Here is a 19,259-nt window from a genome sequence, read left to right on the forward strand (position 1 = left end):
ACCCGAGGGACCGTAATCGGCCAAACACCACTATGCACAACTGACGCCGCGCTGTGCGAGGCCAGAGGGGGTAATCCCTTGGCGCCATTGCACTCGGCGCCCGGTGAGAGCCACATGGCGGGATGACAGTCGGCTGGCAACGGGCGAAATACGGGCTGCGGGCGAAATACGGGCTACGCAATGCCGGATGGCGTGTGCTGGTCTTGGCACTGTTGTGTGTTCCGACAGCCGTGAGCGCCGCAGACAACTTAGCGCCAGCGTCCTTCATCAAGACTTCCGGCACGGAGTTTACAGTCGACGGCAGGCCATTCTTTTTGACCGGCGTGAACAGCTTCTCTGTGACTTTCGGGTCGAAGGACGAGGTCATCCGCCTTTTTGATGACGCGGTCGCCATGGGAGCCAATGCGGTTCGCATCTTTCTCCAGCCAGTGATCGGGTCACTCGACGGAAGCACTGCTACGATCTGGAACTGGCGGCTTGAGGCCGATGCCAGCGATCTCGCTGTGAGAGGAATGTACCTGCTCTCCTGGGACGCTCGTGAGAACAGGATGGCGATCAATGACGGCGCGAACGGCATGCAGAAGATTGATTTCCTCATCGCCGAAGCCGGCAAGCGACACCTCAGGCTCATCATAGCCTTCCTGGATTTCTGGGCCTATACGGGCGGGGTCCAGCAGATGCGGGCCTGGTATGGGAGCCGCGACGAGTCCACGTTTTTCTTCAATGACCCACGTATGAAGCGGGACTACAGGACTTGGGTCCGCCACGTCGTGCAGCGCGTCAACCCACTCACCGGACTTGCTTACCGGGACGACCCGACCATCATGGCCTGGGAGCTGATGAACGAAGGCAATGCGCGCCCAGAGGCTTTGCGGCTGGCCTGGACTGCCGAAATGTCGGCCTACGTGAAGTCACTCGATGGCAATCACCTTGTCAGCTCAGGGCACGCCAACGTTTCCGAGAAACTGTCCGACTTGATGATCCCAACTCTCGATTTCGGAACCTGGCACGGCTACCCGCTCTACTACAACCTTACGGTCCAGGAATTTAACGACCTGATCACCGAGTTCTGCCAACTGGCGGCCCGCGCCAATAAGCCGGTCCTTTTGGAGGAATTCGGCTATGCCCGCTCCAATCGGGACTTCGCCGATGCTTACGAAAAATGGCTCGATACGCTTAGCCGCGATCCCAAGTGCGCTGGCTGGATCGTGTGGCGGCTGGCCTCGCGGCAGGACAGCGGACGCTATCCCGTCGATGAATACGACCAGTTCGATATTCGCAACGACGGAAGCGCGATTTGGAACATCCTCAAAGCCGCGACGGCCCGGGCGGCGCAGACCCGAGAAGCCAACCGGGCCTCAGGAAGCATCCGGGAAGTCCCATGAGCGACGTCTCCGTCGTGATCTGTGCGCACACACTCGACCGCTGGGACGAGTTGAGCGGTGCGGTGGGGTCCGTCCGTACCCGACCGCGCGCCGCCAGACGCGATATCGTCGTAATAGCCGCAACGCAACAGACCCGCGAAAAGAACCAGCAGCCATGATCGATGCGTCGGTTGTCATCTGTGCTTACACGCTCGATCGCTGGGACGATTTGAACGCGGCCATCGCGTCGGTGCGCAACCAGACCAGGCCCGCCCGCGAGATCATTCTCGTCGTCGACAACAATGAGGCTCTCTTGCAGCGAGCGCGGCGTGAGATCGAGGGTGTCGTCGTCACACCTAACAACAACGTGCGTGGACTGTGCGGCGGTCGCGTCACGGGTGCCGGATTGGCAACCGCACCGGTCGTGGCATTTCTCGACGACGATGCGATGGCCGATGAGCGTTGGCTGGATGAGTTGCTGGTGCCCTACGCCGATCCGCGCGTGCTTGGCGTCGGCGGGCGCATTGAGCCTCTATGGCGCAAACCTCGGCCCTCGTGGTTCCCGCCTGAATTCGACTGGATCATCGGCTGCACCTATCGCGGAATGCGGGCACAAGACGGTGGCGAAGTGCGTAATGTGATAGGCGCGAACATGTCAGTGCGCGCCGACGTGCTGCATGGCTGCGGCGGGTTTGCCGGTCAAATGGGACGCATCGGCGGCGGTAGAGGCTCAGCCAATACATGCGACGACACCGAATTTTGTATCCGCGCCGCAAAAACATTTGGAGGCGTATGGATATACAAACCCCAGGCCACCGTTCGCCATGTGGTTACAGCGGAACGCACGACCTGGAAGTATTTCCTCCATCGGTGCCGCATGGAGGGGACCTCCAAAGCGGTACTCGCAGGCTTAGCGGGGACTAAGGATGGGCTGGATTCCGAGCGGCATTACGTTCTTACTCTGGCGCGCTCCGTACTCGAATACGCAGCGACTGGGAAGATCGGTCAGGCGCTCGCCATCTTTGTCGGATTGGCGACTACTTCAATTGCTTACACGCAGGCACGGGCACGGGCCACCATCTCGCAGGGTCCAAAGATAGCCCCGGAACAGAAGGGCGTTACCTCCAGGACGTGACTGGCGCCGCTACTGGCACAATGCAGCGTCAGCCGATTCATTCGCAAGGAGATTCACATGCCACGGATTTATGAGAGTCGCAAACGCGTTTTGGTCACTGGGGGAGCCGGCTTTCTGGGCTCCCACCTGGTAGATCGACTGCTCTCCGACGGTCATGAGGTTCTCTGCGTGGACAATCTCTTCACGGGAACCAAGCACAACATTGAACATCTACACGCAAACCCGCGCTTTGAATTTCTGCGCCACGATATCACGTTTTCCTTATACGTCGAAGTCGACGAAATTTACAACTTGGCCTGCCCCGCATCGCCCATCCAATACCAGCACGATCCGGTGCAGACCACAAAAACGTCGGTGCAAGGCGCGATCAATATGTTAGGCCTCGCCAAGCGGCTCAAATGTCGAATTCTGCAGGCTTCGACAAGTGAGGTCTATGGCGACCCCGCGGTTCATCCTCAAACCGAGGATTATTGGGGCAACGTGAATCCGATTGGTCCTCGGTCCTGCTATGATGAGGGAAAGCGCTGCGCTGAGACGCTATTCTTCGATTATCACCGACAGTGCGGCCTTGAAATCAAGGTTGCGCGCATCTTCAACACATACGGCCCGCGCATGCATCGGGCTGACGGTCGAGTTGTTTCTAATTTCATCATTCAGGCACTGAGCGGCGAGCCGATAACGCTTTACGGCGACGGCAACCAGACTCGTTCATTCTGCTATGTTGATGACTTGATAGATGGTCTTGTACGCCTCATGGACAGTCGAGCTTCATTCACCGGACCAGTCAATTTGGGAAATGATGGAGAATTCACCATTCGAGAGCTTGCGGAACTGGTGCTCACTGAAACCGGCTCGTCGTCAAAACTCGTCCATCTGCCGTTACCTTGCGACGATCCAAGACAACGCCGACCCGATGTTTCCCTCGCCAAAGCCGAATTGGGCTGGCAACCGACCATGGGACTCAAAGACGGGCTGAAGCCAACCGTTGCATTTTTTCGCCGCGACCAGGCACGCCGATCGCGCTCGCTGGAGGAGCCACAGCTGATCGCTTTCGAAGAGCGGAAACGATGGGTCCGTTCCATTGCTGGCGACTTCCTCCCAGCTGGATAACCCTCGCACATCGTGAGCTTCGGCCATTCCGACTGTCGACCGCATCTCCGGCGCCCGAAGCTGCTTCGCGACAGTCTATACCTCTAAGTTTTGAGCCGCTGAACCCGTGGTGACCTGTGCGCTCTCATTTCGCCCAATCATAGCCAGCTATGGTCGCCGAACAGCTAAGGAAGAGCTTCTTTTCGCGCAGTGTTGAGCTTGAGGTGATATAGACCGTGACGAAGATCCTGGTAACGGGCGGCGCTGGTTATATTGGCAGCCAAACCTGCAAAGTATTGGCGCGCCACGGATTTGAGCCGGTTGTCTACGACAATCTTTCGCGTGGCAACTATTGGGCCGCGAGATTCGGCCCGTTCGAATTTGGCGACGTCGGTGATCCCGCTCGGGTGCGTTCGGTACTCGAAAAACACCGTCCGTCAGCTCTGATGCATTTTGCCGCTTATGCTTACGTCGGGGAATCGGTCGTAAATCCTCTGCTTTATTATCGCAACAATATCGGCGAAACCATCTCCCTGCTTGAAACCTTGATCAGCTTCAAGAAAATGCCGGTGGTGTTCTCGTCAAGTTGCGCGACCTATGGCGTGCCTGATTGGCTTCCGATTTCGGAGGATCAACCACAACGACCGATCAATCCTTACGGCTACTCGAAGCTTGTTGTTGAGCAGATGCTCAGGGATCTCGACGCGTCTCACAATGTTCGTTCGGTCTCGCTGCGTTACTTCAATGCGGGGGGTGCTGACCCCGAAGCAGAAATCGGCGAAGCTCACGAGCCAGAAACCCATTTAATCCCGCTCGTCCTCGCCGCCGCCCGTGACGCCACGGCGATCAAGGTGTTCGGGAACGATTACGACACGGCGGATGGAACTTGTATCCGCGACTACGTCCATGTGCTTGATATCGCTGATGCTCATGTGAAGGCACTCAGGTATCTAATCGACGGCGGGGCCACCTGCGCGGTCAATTTGGCTAATGACCGGGGTTACTCGGTACTGGAAGTAGTGGCCACGGCTGAGCGCGTTACGGGCAAATCAATCCGAATCGAGCTGGCGCCGAGACGGCCTGGCGATCCCGCAGTTTTGATTGGTGCTCTCCAACGAGCACGAACCCTGCTCGGCTGGAAACCAGAGCGATCTGACTTGGAAATTCAGATCCGCGACGCATGGAAATGGATGACGCGACAATCGTGAGCGCTTTGATTTAATGGCAGCGAATCGATTTGCAGCATCAATTAGGCTGGACGAACGTGGAACAGGCGGCCCGGCTCAAGCCGTTGTGGCAGGCGCCCGCGCCCTCCTGGTTTCCCGGCGAGTTCCACAGGGTCGTGGGCTGCACGCATGCAGGGGCGACTCGCATCCGCACTTCAATCGGGGCGAACATGTCGGTACCCGCCGACGGGCTGGGGCGCACCGGTGGCTTCGCGCCGGATCTCGGGTGCCGCAAGCTCGGATTGTCGGTCAGCGGCCGAGCACGGATCGGCGGCAAGGCTGAGAGCTGCAAGGAAACGGAATCCTTCATCTGGGCGCCGGCCTATTGCGATATGGAAAGTCTCCGGGATGGCCTTGTTTGACCGGCGGCTCAAGCTCCACGGGCTCGTCCGCCACGCAGCTCGGAAGACACCCGGCCGTCCGCCTCGACGACCTCATGTGCGAACGACCCGCTCGAATCATAGGCCCCCAACTAGCCGACGGACACGGTTTTCGCAGGACGTCCGGAAGGCTGTTTCGTCGCGGCTGTTCGACGCACCAAATATATTAGAAGGTGTTAATAAGTTTTCGCCCAGCCTCATTCTCGCCGCAAACGGTAGTAGGCTTGCGTACATCGTCCACGAATGATCCATTCATAAGGGTACAAGACGGCGTGTGGATAAGCAAGGAAGCGGCAATGCCTGCGTTTTACTTAGCGCGCGGGTGAAATGACAACAAAAAGACGCAATAACCTAAGGATCAACCTTTGTTTTTACTAAACGGCAGGCGGCTCATGCGCCGGAATAGCGACGCTAGACTTCATTCCGCTGCGGCTCGAACCGTTGAACACCTTGCGTGCGTCGGCAGCGACACCGTTCGAGGAATGGCCTGATGAGTATCCCCGTCGACAAAACTCCCTGCGATGGCGAGTTCAACGGTAAACTCGCTCGACAATAAGTCTGGGCGAGGACTTCCAAAGCTCCGCTACTTTGAAATCCGTTCGCGGTGCCCAACTGCGAGCATGCGATATGTCGCGCGCCTGGCGATGCGCGGCAGTGGAATTCCCTGTTTTCAACGCCAAATAAGGATCACGGAATGGCTCTTTCCGCACCCGCAGGCTTTGCCTCCAGCGACCTCGTCTTCGAGGAAAACTTCTCCGGTACGGCGCTCGGCAGCGACTGGCATCCATACCTCACCAGCAATGCCGCCAACGGCTGGCCATGGAACAGCAATGGATCGGGTGGAAGTGGGATGGGCAACCAGTTTAATGCCGAATACGATATGCCGAGCCAAGATACGGTGAGCAACGGGCTGTTGAATCTCACGGCAATCAAACAGCCCGTCAACGGCGTGGCTCAGGGGTCGGCGCAGACATTCCCTGTTACGTCCGGCGCCGTCACCAGCTATGGCAACTTCGAATTCAATGGCGGCTATCTTCAGATCAGCATGAAGGCGCCGAGCGGCGACGGCGCATGGCCAGCCCTCTGGCTGATGCCCGGCCAAGGCGCCGGCAGCAGCGGCGACAATTTCGAGCTCGATATGCATGAGGGTGGATTTACCGGTTCGGGGCCGGCAGACCAGACGTTCTCCTGGCACCTTCACGCTGGTGCGTCGGGGACTTTCGGCGGCGTCCTCGACACCGGCATGGACCTCACGGCGGGCTTTCACACGTACGGCATCAACTGGGATCCCGGTCAATCGATCACCTGGTATCTCGACGGGAAACAGATGGCGCAAGTGACCAGCGCACAGGTCCCGATCCCGAATGAACCGATGGAATTGATCATGAGCAACCAGGTCGCGAATTCGAACGCGGCCGGATGGCACACGGCTCTCGATAGCTCGACCCCTTCATCGATGCAGATGCAGATCGATGGGGTTCAGCTGTATCAGAAGGCGGGCAGCGGCGACACCGTCACGGGTGCGAACGTCGCTCCCCCAATCACTGGCTCGACCGGGACCGAGACTGCGTCTGGAACCGGGACTGTCCCTCCGTCCGGCGACACCAGCGATGGCACCTTGTACGGCACCAGCGGCGCCGATGTCTTGCATGGAACCAGCGGCCACACGATGATCGGCTATGGCGGCAACGACACTTACTATGTCGACAATGCCAACGAGAAGGCGGTTGAGGCAGTGGGCGGCGGCAACGACAGTGTGATCGCCTCGGTGAGCTATGCGCTTTCGGCCAGCTCGGAGATCGAGCATCTCGCCACCAACAACCCGTCCGGCACGAAGGCGATGAGCTTCACCGGCAACGAGTTCGCCCAGACCATCGAGGGCAATGCCGGCAACAATGTCATCAACGGCGGGCTCGGCGCCGACGTCTTGACCGGTTACGGAGGCCACGATGCCTTCTCGTTCAATACTGCTCTTGGAGCCGGCAATGTCGATAAGATCACCGACTTCAAGCGCTCCCAGGATACGTTCCATCTCAGCGATACCGTTTTTGCCGGGCTTCAGCCGGGAGGGCTTCCATCCAAAGCTTTCTTTGTTGGTGCAGCCGCGCATGACAGTTCCGATCATATCATCTACGACAGTGCAACCGGGGCGCTCTCTTTCGACAGCGACGGAGCCGGCGGCGCATCTCAAACCCAGTTCGCCACTCTTTCCCCACATCTCTCGCTCGCCGCAGCCTCATTCTATGTGACCTGAAGGAACGGGGGCGGCCGTGGCCAAATAGGGACTGGATAAACAGCACCTCAAAGCCATGATCCCGAACCGAAGTCAGTGTACCAAAGGCGGGAGCCCGGTGCTCGGAGAAGATCCGCTCATGCAAAAGAGATGAGGTTCCATCCCAATGCCATCGGGATGGAACCGCTTCTAGCTGTGAGCTTCGTGTAGGTTGTCCATTCGGACCGAACCGAAGGAGACTGGAGTTACCAAGCTTCGGGTCCGAATGGACATCCCGCCCTCCGGTTTCAACTCGAGAGCGCCGCAATCTTGTCGAGGCGATACGTCAAAGGCGGGAAGCGGCCGGCTCGAAGTTGGATGACCAAAGCCGGTTATGGAAGGTCGAATTGCAACAAACTCGCTCACGAGACAGGCCTCACGCTCCACATTGCATCACCATTCGACGGGCACATCGACGTGGAGCAACATCGAACACCCCTGTTCTGCCGCATCACGCAAACCTGGCGCAGACGGCGCCCTCCTCGATCGCGTGGCCCTGGTCGAGCTGATCGCAGTCACGACAACCAAGCGGGCCCGAGGTTGGGTGCGCGGTCGATTCCGCGACCGACGAAAAAAGGGACCAAGTGAACGATGTCGAGATGGAGGCACTCGCCATCTAACGCGACGCATTCATCCGGAATGGAACTACACCATCCGCCCGAGATCAGTGGCAAATCGGAGCAGTTGACCGGTCCTAGCCCGAGCTCCCTCCCTTGCGCAATAAAGACCAATGCTTGCAGGTGACGCCGATTTAGGAAACTATTGACCCCGCGAGGCCTCTCACGCGGTTGATGTGGTTCAGGCTGCCGCAGCTGAATTCGTGGCGATCTCTAAAACCGAGCTAGTTCTGCTGGGAAATACAAGTGCTGACATCGCGGCGCTCATTCCTGAAGCTCTTTGGCGCCGTGTCGCTCGCGGCATTCGGTCTGTCGAGTTATGCCATCGCGATTGAGCCTCGGTTTCGACTGAGTGTCACGCACTACAAGCTCCTTCCGCCGCGCTGGCCGACCACTGCCAAGCCCCTGCGCATCGTCGTGATCGCTGACATTCACGCGTGCGAGCCTTGGATGCCGGTTTCCAGGATCGACGAGATCGTCGGTGTTTCGAATAGCCTGCAGCCCGACATCATCCTTCTCCTTGGCGACTACGTGATGGGCGTGCTGCCGCGCTACGCCAACGGGATCGTGCCCGACACTGTTTGGGGCAATTCTCTTTCGAAACTTTCCGCGCCACTCGGCTGCCACGCCATTCTCGGCAACCACGACTGGTGGCACGGTGTCGATAGCGTCCGCGCAGCCCTCGTCGACAATGGCATTCCGGTCCTCGAGAACACCGCCACTCTTATCCGTCAGCAGGATGGCCCAGCATTCTGGCTCGCGGGTCTTGGCGACCAGTGGGCCATGCAGTTTTCTCGCGGCGTGTACAAGGGCGTCGACGATCTGCCTGGAACAATGGCCGGAATACCCAACGACGGCAATCCGATATTGCTCCTTGCGCATGAACCGGACATCTTCATTACTGTCCCTGACCGTGTCAGCCTGACGTTATGCGGCCATACACATGGCGGACAGGTGCGCTTGCCATTCCTTGGCCCCCCCATCATCAATTCAGCCTACGGACAGCGCTTCGCTTATGGGCATGTCGTCGAGGGTGGGAGGCACATGATCGTATCCGGGGGTTTGGGCGTATCGTGGCTGCCGGTGCGCTTCGGCGTGTCGCCGGAGATCATGGTCGTCGATATCGGCCCCAAAACGTCCTCTCGTCCTGTAGACGAACGACATCTGCTGTCCCAGAGACCTGCCGTCCGCGGTTGACCGTTCGCGTGAGGGTATTGATGGTCGTGTTCGTGCGGTCGGGTTTCGCCGTGTGCCCATCGCCTCCAAGACGAACGGCACAGTTTATCATCCTTTCTCCGGACGGGCTGAGTTCGACGGATAGCTCTCGATTTCCACTAGAATGTCTTCAAGAAGCTGAGCCAGGCGTCCGGCAACATCTTTCTTCGACATTCTCAGGGACGGGAAAACCTGAATGCGATACGGCATCTTGCAGCCCCATCCTCGTCGTTGGCGCCCGAGCAGAACGCATCTTGGAGCATGCAAATGGCCTTGGTTGCACGAGATTTCCTTTGGGCCATCGGCGAGCATACTCCTATTGGATGAGGCGGCGCGAACCGCGTTTTAGGACTACTTAAATTCCTGAAGGGGCCTGCGCCCGGCAGCATGCTAGGACTGTTGCGCGCAATAGCGGATCAAAACCGTGATCCTGGACATAGTCGGCCAAACCACGCCGAACACATTCCTCTTTGAAATCCAGCGGTCCGCGTGGGCTGTCATTCAGCCGAGCCGAGCCGCAAATGGCCGATGGCGTGTAGGCAAGCGAAGAAACATACGGCAGGTCAATATCCTGCATGGCATCGACCTCGATATAGAGAGGCTCTGCAATTCAGCCCCAGCCATAGACCGTTGCGGCCGGGTCAGACGGCCTCGCGGTTGAGATGAACTGCAATTGAATTGCGCTCCACCAAGCGGGCCGCAAGGACACGGTGCTCGAAAGGTAACGTGGCCTCCGCCAACCTCTTCAAGAGAAGCTCCGCTGCCGCCGCTCCAATCAAATGTGCCGGCTGCGCGATGGCTGTGATACCCTGGGTCACGAACTGCATCCAGTCGAGATCGTCGAAGCAGAGCAGCGAAACGTCTCCTGGAATCGCAAGCTTCAATGCGGAAATGGCCTCCAGAACCCCTGTCGACATCACACCATCGGCCGTAAACAGAGCGGACGGTGCATTGCGCATTGTCAGCAGATCGAGCGCCTCCTTGCGGGCTGCCTCGCTAGAATAGACCGCCACGCGACGGATCAACTGCGGATCCGGCGTAATGCCCGCGGCGCGATGGGCTTCGAGATAACCCAATAGTCTCTGCCAGCTTGGATGATGGTAGCGAAGATCAGCGCTGGAGAGATCAACGTTTGCCACAAACGAGCCAACATCGTCGCGTTGGCCCGGCCCGAGTTCCGCCAATATTCCGATGCGGCTGTGTCCGGCCGCTATCATCGCCGCGATGCTGCTATGCGTTACAGAAACGTTGTCGACCACGACTGAATCGGTTTCCAGGCCCGCCACCATGCGGTCGAACTGCACGACGGGACAGCGAGCCGCGACTGCTTCACGAAGATGATCCGGCTCGTCCACGAAGGTCGATGAGACAATTAAACCGTCGACCTGCTTTTCCAGCAGCAGTTGCACCGCCTCTTGCTCGAGTTCGGCATTTTCATCACTGTTCGTAACGATAACCCCGAAGCCGCCACGGCGCGCGACATCCCCTATTCCGCGCAGCACGCTGGCGTAGAATGGGCTTTCGATGTCGCCAACCACAACGCCGATAGTCTGCGTTTTACCGGTGATCAGACCTTTGGCAAGGCGATTGGGGCGGTAGCCCAGCTCAGCTGCTGCGGCCCGCACCTTCTCCTGAACCTCGGGGCTGCTGTAGCCGTAGTCACCAAGAACACGCCCGGCCGTGGCGGAACTCACCCCGGCCCGGCGAGCGACCTCTATGATAGTTGCGTTTTTGGGTAATCTTTGAGTCACTCGGCAAACCTACCGCCCATGCGCGCGTTGTGCCGGCGACCTAGCGGCAGTTAAGCCCGCCCCGCAAGGCCGAACACCGGAACAGCCGCCGTTGCGCACACCATTGCAATCACAGCACCTCGGACAAAAAGCGCCCAAGACGCGGGCTTTGCGGGTTATCAAATAGGTCCTCTGGTCGGCCTGCCTCGACAATTCGCCCCTCGTCCATGAATACGACCTGGTTCGCGACCTTGCGGGCGAAATTCATCTCGTGTGTTACGACCACCATCGTCATCCCGCCCCGACCGAGATCGGCCATCAAGTTCAGGACGCCTTTGACCAATTCCGGATCGAGCGCGCTGGTGACCTCGTCGAACAGCATAATCTCGGGTTCGAGGGCCAGGGCGCGCGCGATGGCCACCCGCTGCTGTTGCCCGCCCGAGAGATTGGCCGGCCGATGGTCCTTACGCTCCAGCAGTCCGACTTCATTCAGCCTCGCCAAGGCCGCGCCCTCAGCCTCCTCGCGCGACATGCGTTTAACTTTGCGAAGCGCCAAGGTGATGTTGGCGAGCGCGCTGCGGTCGGGGAACAGATTGAACTGCTGGAAAACCATGCCGACGCGCCGCCGGAGTTGGTCAGGGGTCTGTTTGTAGATGCTTTCGCCATCGAGCAGAATGTCACCGGCTCGACACTCTACGAGGCGGTTGAGGCAACGCAGCAAGGTCGACTTGCCCGAGCCGGATGGACCGATGAGGCAGGTGACGGTCCCCGGCTCCACTTTCAGACTGACGTCATGGAGGACCTGGACGGCGCCATAGGCCATGTCGATATTCTTGACCTCAATACCGCCACCCTTGAAGCGTGTGGGCTCTGCTGCAGGCAACGTCGCTGTGCCCGGCACGCCCGCTTCGGCAAGCTCGGCGACTTCCTTGAGGCCACTTTGCACAGCGGTGATACGTTTGCCGACGCGCATGCGCGCGTCGATGTAATTGACGAGGTGGGTTAGCGGCACCGTGATCACGAGATAGAACACGCCGGCCAGCAACAGCGGCGACAAGTTGCCGGTCAGCACGGCTTGGTCCTGGCCGACGCGGAACAGTTCGCGTTCGGAGGCGAGCAGACCAAGGAAATAGACCAGGCTGGAGTCCTTTACGTTGCCGATGAACTGGTTGACCAGTGCGGGCAGGACGCGGCGGATGCCTTGCGGGATCACCACCAAGCGCATGCCTTGGCCATAGGTCATGCCGAGAGTGCGGGTGGCGTCGATCTGACCACGCTCGACGCTCTGAATGCCGGCGCGGAAAATCTCCCCGATATAGGCGCCGGCGATCAGGCTGAGCGCCAGAATGCCCAGCGGATAAGGCGATGGACCGAACAGATCTCGGCCCAATCGCGCGAAGCCTTGGCCAATGATTAGGATTGTGACGATGGCAGGAAGCCCGCGGAAGATATCGGTGTAGACGCGGGCAAGGAGTTTCAGCGGCCGGTTCTCGGAAATCCCCATCACGGCGAGTACGATACCGATCAGCGTCCCGAAAAACGTCGAGGCAAGGGCCAGGATCAGGGTGTTCTTGAGGCCGACCATCACCATGTTCGGCAGAACTTCTGCCATCGCCTGGAAATCAAGAAAGCTGCGGGCGAAGTTGTCGAACCAGCTCATATCAAGTCCATCTATAACTCGGCCGGGCACCGTTGCTCACGGGCCCGGCCGGAAACGCTAACGAATACGCGCGAATTTACTTCTTTGGCAGATATTGATCCGGCATCGGGGTACCCGGGAACCATTTCTCGTGAAGCCGTTTCCAGGTGCCATCGTCCATGGCCTCTCGCAATGCCTTGTTGAGCGCTTCTCGGAAGGCGTCGTTGCCCTTCTTGACCACGAAACCGGCTGGCGCATCGAAGGACGGCACGTTCATTGTTATCTTCAGGTTCTTATAGCGCTCCACATACTGCTTGGCCGACTCATAGTCAGTGAAATGCCCATCGATCGTCCCGTTGTTCAGCGCCGCCACGGCAGTGTTGTTGTCCGGGAATTTGACGATGTCGCCCTTCAGATTCTTCTCGGCATAGATTTCCTGCAACGTCCCCTGGATCACGCCAATGCGCTTTCCGGCGGTGCTCTCATTGCTCGTCAGAGCCGGATCAGGCGAAATGATCGACAGGTAGCCAGCGAGATAGCCGTCGCCAAAATCCACGGTCTTCTTGCGCTCCGCGGTCGTGCCAATGGCGGCGACAGCGACGTCGAAGCGACCGTTGGCGACAGAGGGCAGCAGGGCCGAGAATTCCTGACCGGTGAAAACGACCTGCTCCTCCTTGAACCCGAGCCGGCGCGCTACGTCGCGGAAGAGTTCAGCGTCGAAACCGGTGAAGTTGCCGTTGGCGTCGGTGAAGACATAGGGTTTCGCATCGCCCATGGTTCCGACGCTGATCACCGTCGGGTCGATGAGGTTGTAGGGGTTGTCGGCCGCTTTTGCCTGCGTTGATGCGGCCAACGTGCCAAGTCCTGTCACCAGCGCGATCGTCAGCGCCAGACCGGATTTCACAAATTGGCGCCTGCTCGAATTCGTTTGCATGTCTTCTCCTCTTACGATTGGCCGAAGTCGGCCTGCGGTCCCACTCGACGACCCGTCCATCAAAACGCTCTTTCATGGCGTTGGTTAGATGAATGAGAACGTTATCACTTTGACTAGCATTGTCCATTTCTCGCGTCAATTGCTCAGTTGAATTCCCCAACTAGACGGTTCTCTCGTCTTGAATGCGCCGAGCTCCGCGGAGGACCTCCGGCGTGATCTTTCCTAGATCAATTGCTGCCGCATAGCCGATCGCCCCGTAGTACCGGCAGGTAGCAGCCGCCGCCTCCGCGGCTTGGCTAAGAATGTCCTGAGGCGCCTCTTTCTTAAGCAGGCCGAATAGCGTTCTTGCGATGAAGGTGTCGCCCGCGCCCAGGGTGTCGACGGGTTCGACCAACCGCGCCGGGGTTCGGTAAGAGACGGTGTCGCCGTGAAGCACCGCGCCGGCCCGACCGCGAGTCACAAGAACCCACCTTGAACCAAATGCGAGCAATTCGGCTGCGATTGCGGCCAATTCCTTGTCGTCGAGACCGTCACCCGAGACACAAGCCAGATAGCAATAGGGCCCAATCTCGCGTCGGTGTCCCGGTTCCCGGCGGGTGGAAAAATCATAAGACAACAGTGACTTACTTGATACAGCGGCAACCCACGGGTCCAAACCGCTGGACTGGCCGATGTGGACGGCCTGAAAACCCGAGAGAAAATCCAGATCTTCTTGCGTCGGCGTGAACACCGAAACTCCGAGATCGAAGTCCAGGAAAATCCGATCGGCGTTGCGGTGACCTATGAGGCAGTAGGCGGTCGGCCCTTCAAGGCGCCGCAATCGGGTGATGTCCACGCGGTCGGACTTGAGTGCGGCGTGGATCAAGTCCCCTGCCCGGTCTTTGCCGATCGCCCCAACATAGGCCGACTGCCCGCCGAAGCGGCTGACATACACCGAGACATTGAGGCAATTTCCGCCAGGATACATCTCGCCGCGAGCGAGATAACAATCGACCACGTTGTCGCCCATCGCGGCAATCTTGACCATCGCAGGACTTTCAGTTTAAAGGGTGTGATAACGTTCGCACAATGGCCCGCCATTGTCAATTGTGCGCCGGCCCAAGCTCTGTCAACGAGAAGAGGAACCTAATGATTTTCGCCCTCCCCGCCGACGTTGAACGCGCCCTGGCCGCTACGGCGGGCAGGCAGTTTTCGCATCTATTCCTCGTGGCGTGCGGCGGCTCGCTCTCGATCATGATGGCAGGCAAATACTTTGTCGACCGTCACAGCGGCACATTCGCCTGCGATATCTACAACGCGGATGAGTTCGTCTGCCGAGATCCGCGACGGTTGGGACCTGACGCGCTCGTCGTCCTTTGCTCGCAGACAGGCACCACCCAGGAGACCGTGCGAGCGGCCAATCATGCAAAGGATCAAGGCGCGACGACAATCGGCATGACGCTCGACCAGATATCGCCCCTCGCGCAGGCGGTCGACCACGCAGTCGCCTACCAGGCCTCCTACACGACGGGCAAACCGATCGATGCAGCCCGCAGCAACTACGGCGTGCTCTACATGTTGCTCGCCGGCCTAATCGATGCTCGGGAGGATGCCGGGCTGACCGCCGATCTGCTGATGAGCCTGAGCCATCTTCAGCCGGCGATCGAACGTGCGCACCGGACCTATGCCGACCGGTTTAAGGCCTTCGTACCCCGTTTCGCGCCGCGCAAAGCGATCTACACACTGGCCAGCGGTGCAAGCTACGGTGCGGCGTATTCCTACGCCATCTGCGTGTTGATGGAGATGCAGTGGTACGACTCGCAAGCCATACACGCCAACGAGTTCTTTCACGGCCCGTTCGAGGTGGTGGACCGGGATACTTGCTTCGTGGTCTTGATGGGTTTGGACGAGACGAGGCACCTTACGGAACGCGCTCGCGATTTCCTTTTCAAGCACGGCAGCCGGGAAAACATCCTGGTGCTCGATGGAGCGGAACTCGACCTCAGCGGTATGTCCGAACACATCAAACCCTATCTCGTGCCCTTGGTCTTCTTCGACACTCTATGGCGTTTTGCCTATACGCTGGCTGGTCTGCGCGGCCAGCCGATGCTCGAAGGCCGGCGCTACATGAAGAAGCTCACGGACTACTAGTTCCGCCGCGCTCTGCAGCCATCCAACAACTCCCAGCCCGGCTTCTGCGTAGAAGGATTTTTCTATGACTGCATCCCCAAAACCGCGCCAAGTCGTCGTCATCGGCGCTGGCATCTTCGGCATCTCTTCCGCGCTGCACCTCGCTCGTCTTGGCTTTGATGTAACCATTGTCAACGACGGCGCGCCGGCCAACGGTGCATCCGGCCGTTCACTTTCCTGGCTGAACTCAGCGCGACGTGCTGACACTGCTTACCACCGCTTGAGGCTTGCGGGCATCGACCGTTATCGGACCCTGGCGGCCACAAGGCCGGAAACGGCGTCGTGGCTTCGCTTTGACGGCGGCCTCACCTGGGATGCGGATGATGGGACGAACCAGATCGCCTCCATCTGCCAGCTGGAGCAGGATATTGGTTATGACGCGCTTCTGCTCGGCCCTGCCGAAGTCGGCGCAGTGACGCCCGGTGTCAACGCCAGCGCAATCACCCCGCAGGGTGCCATCTTCAATCCTGGCGAAGGATGGGTTGACCTGCCCTGCCTGATCGATCTGCTGCTCAATGAGTTCCGCTCCCGCGGCGGCAAGCTCGTCCAGAACGCCGGACGCGTGCGGATAGATGCCACAGGTGGTCGCGCGCGTGGCGTCGTCACTGCCGACGGTGTGCCGTTAAAGGCGGATGCAGTGGTCCTTGCCGTTGGGCCAGCGACGCCTGCCATGCTTGCGGAGATCGGAGTTCGTGTCCCCGACGCCACGCCGATTTCACTCCTCTTGAAAACCAAGCCGATCAAGACCGAGCTCCGTGCCGTGCTGAATACGCCGCGCGTGGCGGTGCGCCCGACGCCGGATGGCGAACTTGTTTTGGATTCGGCGTGGTCGGAGGAAGAAGTCGTGGTCAACTCTGATGGAACTTACACCGTGCACGACAAGACCGTCAAAGGACTGCTCGACGAGGCTAGTGCGGTGCTCGAGGGCAATCGGCGGCTCCAACTCGCTACCTATGCAGTTGGCCCGAAGCCCATCCCGGGCGACGGCGAGCCAGTGCTTGGCTCCGTCGAGACCGTCGCCGGGCTTCACGTCGCCTTTAGCCACAGCGGCGCCACGCTTGGATTGATCGTCGGCGAATTGCTTGCCAAAGAAATCGCCTCAGGCAATCCGCATCCCATGCTTGCAACGTTTCGCGCTAGTCGATTCAGCTGAAAGGGCAATTGCGGCAAGGCCGAACTGTCCAAGCGCGGACGCTCAAGGGAGAAGATGAATGCCCCGCAAACTATGGCCAGATAGCCGCTCGCGATCCACTGGAGTGCGCTGAGCGCGACAAGTTGCGCAAGCCTCAATTCAAAGCCAAGAAGATCGAAAGGCAGACTGCACCGAAGAGCCCGGCGGTCTACCTTGTGGGAATTAGGTGCAGTGCAGACTTCCCGCCCTTCACGGGCGCCGCTGACAGCTTGCGGTCAAAGCTGGCAAGTTGGCCGCCTCGCGCCTTGGCGAGCGCGAGAAGGTACGTATCCGTGACCTGTGCCGAAGTCAGGATTTTCGCTGCATCGATGTCGCCGGAGCCAACCAGGCTCACATCGTCGGGCCAGAAGCTGTGCCCGTGCAGAGCCCGCAACTTGGTAACGATTTGCGCAACGATGGCGGGCGAGCCGGGAGAATTAGGATATCTTTGGTTCCCGACGATGCGCAGGACGCCGTTTTCGGTGATCGGACAAGTAGCCCATGCCGCGTTGCCCGTCTCTTCGAACCAGCCATGCGCGTCGCCATAGGCGACGTGACCAGGATCGATCGGTGCGATCAGCACATTGACACCGAGCAGGAAGGTCAAGGCAGTTCGTTTCGCAAGGCGTTGACCGTCTCAAGCGTGACAGGAGGTGCATGCGGCCGAGGCGACAGAAGAGGAATCCCGTTGCGCTCGCCGCCAGCTTGAGGCCGGCGCAGCGAGCGCCGGGCGAGATCGCTAATGACCTCGCCGAGGCTACGACCCTGCTGCCGGGCCATGGCCCTGGCCGCGACCAGGACGTCGTCATCAATCGCCAGTGTGGTTCTCATATCACTCTCCTGACGCGCATCAAACATCACGCATGATGTGGACTAGCTACGTCGGACACTCAAGCGGTGCGAATACCCGGCGGATTTGCGTGGAACACGTTTTGCCGGAAAGATCGTCGCTCCGCGGCTTCAACCTTTATGCGACGAAAACTGCGCCCGCGGTAATCAGCGAAACGCCAAGCCAGTTCGGCAGGGACAATTGTTATCTGAGGAAAACCGCACGGAATACCGTGTCAAGCGCGACGCTTAGCGTGGCGTCACCGAGCAACTCGCCCTCCCACAATGCAGCACCAGGGCTGCGATGACATGTCTTGATCGTGTTGCTGAAGTCAGCCAGATCCTACGTCGATAACGGCCTTGATCAGACCGGACTTCTGCTGCGCCCAGATTGCGATGTCGCGTGGGCTGTCGCGCAGGGTGGTGCGGTGGGTGACAAGCTGGTCGATTGGTATTTTTCCAGCGCGGATCGAGGCAATGACGTGCTGGAAATCGCTACGAGTCGCGTTGCGACTGCCGATCAGCATCATTTCCCGTTTGTGGAACTCTGGATCGGAGAAAGTTATGTCGTCCGGCACGACGCTGACCATCACCATGACGCCGCCATGAGCAACATAGGCAAGGCAGACTGCATCGAACGGCTGTTTCCCGTTGCGTCGAAGACGACGTCGAAACCTGCTCCCGCAGTTCGCGCCGCTATCGTTTCGATGATCGAAGGTCAGCCGCTCGGTATCGACGTCCATGACGGTCACGTTCTGTTGCGCGATTCGCGCAAAAAGCGCCGTGCCGAGGCCGATCGGCCCGGCGCCGATAACCAAGGTGCGAATGCCCGGCCCCGCCATGCATCTGCGGACTGCGTGGGCACCGATGGCCAGAAACTCGACCGTGGCCGCCTCCACCAGTGACAGGCCGGCCGCTGGAATCAAGTTTTGCGCCGGCACGAGAATCTGCTCACTCATGGCACCGTCACGGTGCACGCCAAGCACCTCGATCGACATGCAGCAGTTAGGCTTGCCCTGGCGGCAGGCGGCACAATGTCCGCAGGCAAGATAGGGATTGACGAGGATTTGCTCTCCGACCGACAGGTCCACGGGCGCGTTGATTGCCGCGATTGTTCCCGAAACCTCATGGCCCATGATGCGCGGATAGGCGAGATAAGGATGCCTGCCCTCGAAGATGTGGTAGTCGGTTTCGCATATCCCGACAAAGGCGACATTGACCAGTGCCCAGCCTTCGGGCGGAGCGTCTGGTGCCTGCTGCTCCTCAACACCAGTCTGCCGGGCTCGGAGCATCGCACGACTTTGATGGTGGGATCCATGACGGCAATTCCCCCCTTGCTAAGCTGGAGTCCGGCAACAGGAAGTGGTCCCGCGGGGGGAAACCCCCGCCCCCGGGGGGGTGACACCAAATACATTAACGTATTGCGCGGCACCCAGCCCGCGCCCGGATACCACATTGGCACCACCGGTTGCCCCCCGCTGGGCCCCGTG

15 protein-coding genes and 1 pseudogene are annotated in these 19,259 nt (G+C 59.4%); 9 read left to right on the plus strand and 7 right to left on the minus strand.

Translation table 11 applies throughout. From position 1 onward, the window contains the following. Positions 1-122 precede the first annotated feature (122 nt). From NKI01_RS27775 to NKI01_RS27805, 7 genes are all read left to right on the plus strand, one after another. A complete protein-coding gene (locus NKI01_RS27775) occupies positions 123-1,385 on the plus strand; it encodes a glycoside hydrolase 5 family protein (protein ID WP_352918962.1) in 1,263 nt (420 codons plus the stop codon). A gap of 154 nt (positions 1,386-1,539) precedes the next feature. Beyond that, positions 1,540-2,499 carry a glycosyltransferase family 2 protein gene (locus tag NKI01_RS27780; protein ID WP_352918964.1) on the plus strand — a complete coding sequence of 320 codons (960 nt, stop codon included), beginning with the start codon at positions 1,540-1,542 and terminating at the stop codon, positions 2,497-2,499. A 57-nt stretch (positions 2,500-2,556) separates the two neighbouring features. After that, a complete protein-coding gene (locus tag NKI01_RS27785) occupies positions 2,557-3,609 on the plus strand; it encodes a UDP-glucuronic acid decarboxylase family protein (protein ID WP_352918966.1) in 1,053 nt (350 codons plus the stop codon). A gap of 215 nt (positions 3,610-3,824) precedes the next feature. After that, on the plus strand, positions 3,825-4,796 hold the full coding sequence (gene galE / locus NKI01_RS27790; protein ID WP_352918968.1) for a UDP-glucose 4-epimerase GalE: 972 nt from the start codon (positions 3,825-3,827) through the stop codon (positions 4,794-4,796). Between the two features lie 56 nt (positions 4,797-4,852). Then, on the plus strand, positions 4,853-5,176 hold the full coding sequence (locus NKI01_RS27795) for a hypothetical protein (RefSeq protein WP_352918970.1): 324 nt from the start codon (positions 4,853-4,855) through the stop codon (positions 5,174-5,176). 712 nt (positions 5,177-5,888) lie between these two features. After that, positions 5,889-7,448 carry a family 16 glycosylhydrolase gene (locus NKI01_RS27800; protein ID WP_352965361.1) on the plus strand — a complete coding sequence of 520 codons (1,560 nt, stop codon included), beginning with the start codon at positions 5,889-5,891 and terminating at the stop codon, positions 7,446-7,448. 884 nt (positions 7,449-8,332) lie between these two features. Then, positions 8,333-9,280 carry a metallophosphoesterase gene (locus NKI01_RS27805; RefSeq protein ID WP_502899479.1) on the plus strand — a complete coding sequence of 316 codons (948 nt, stop codon included), beginning with the start codon at positions 8,333-8,335 and terminating at the stop codon, positions 9,278-9,280. 659 nt (positions 9,281-9,939) lie between these two features. Here NKI01_RS27805 and NKI01_RS27810 read toward each other — a convergent pair. The 4 genes from NKI01_RS27810 to NKI01_RS27825 form a co-directional block, all read right to left on the minus strand. Next, on the minus strand, positions 9,940-11,049 hold the full coding sequence (locus NKI01_RS27810) for a LacI family DNA-binding transcriptional regulator (protein ID WP_023718505.1): 1,110 nt from the start codon (positions 11,047-11,049) through the stop codon (positions 9,940-9,942). Between the two features lie 109 nt (positions 11,050-11,158). Then, on the minus strand, positions 11,159-12,688 hold the full coding sequence (locus NKI01_RS27815) for an amino acid ABC transporter permease/ATP-binding protein (RefSeq protein ID WP_023718506.1): 1,530 nt from the start codon (positions 12,686-12,688) through the stop codon (positions 11,159-11,161). 76 nt (positions 12,689-12,764) lie between these two features. Then, on the minus strand, positions 12,765-13,601 hold the full coding sequence (locus tag NKI01_RS27820; protein WP_352483671.1) for an ABC transporter substrate-binding protein: 837 nt from the start codon (positions 13,599-13,601) through the stop codon (positions 12,765-12,767). 160 nt (positions 13,602-13,761) lie between these two features. Next, the gene (locus NKI01_RS27825) at positions 13,762-14,628 is read right to left on the minus strand and encodes a PfkB family carbohydrate kinase (protein WP_023718508.1); all 867 of its coding nucleotides are present in this window, start codon (positions 14,626-14,628) and stop codon (positions 13,762-13,764) included. Positions 14,629-14,729: 101 nt separating this feature from the next. Here NKI01_RS27825 and NKI01_RS27830 point away from each other — a divergent pair, with 101 nt between their 5' ends. Together NKI01_RS27830 and NKI01_RS27835 are read left to right on the plus strand one after the other, a co-directional pair. Then, complete coding sequence (locus NKI01_RS27830) at positions 14,730-15,731, plus strand: SIS domain-containing protein (RefSeq protein WP_023718509.1); 1,002 nt, start codon at positions 14,730-14,732, stop codon at positions 15,729-15,731. 64 nt (positions 15,732-15,795) lie between these two features. Continuing rightward, positions 15,796-16,923, plus strand: coding sequence for an NAD(P)/FAD-dependent oxidoreductase (locus tag NKI01_RS27835; RefSeq protein WP_352483672.1), 1,128 nt, complete (start codon positions 15,796-15,798; stop codon positions 16,921-16,923). Positions 16,924-17,110: 187 nt separating this feature from the next. Here NKI01_RS27835 and NKI01_RS27840 read toward each other — a convergent pair whose 3' ends face one another. The 3 genes and pseudogenes from NKI01_RS27840 to NKI01_RS27850 form a co-directional block, all read right to left on the minus strand. Further along, a complete protein-coding gene (locus NKI01_RS27840; protein WP_352965364.1) occupies positions 17,111-17,548 on the minus strand; it encodes a TA system VapC family ribonuclease toxin in 438 nt (145 codons plus the stop codon). Next, the gene (locus NKI01_RS27845) at positions 17,545-17,772 is read right to left on the minus strand and encodes a ribbon-helix-helix domain-containing protein (RefSeq protein WP_023718512.1); all 228 of its coding nucleotides are present in this window, start codon (positions 17,770-17,772) and stop codon (positions 17,545-17,547) included. Before NKI01_RS27845 ends, NKI01_RS27840 begins: the two co-directional genes overlap by 4 nt. Before the next feature lie 329 nt (positions 17,773-18,101). Further along, positions 18,102-19,075 (minus strand): annotated as a pseudogene (locus NKI01_RS27850) (zinc-binding alcohol dehydrogenase family protein). Positions 19,076-19,259 lie beyond the last annotated feature (184 nt).

Source organism: Mesorhizobium sp. M0815 (genome assembly GCF_040319995.1).
Lineage (GTDB): Bacteria > Pseudomonadota > Alphaproteobacteria > Rhizobiales > Rhizobiaceae > Mesorhizobium.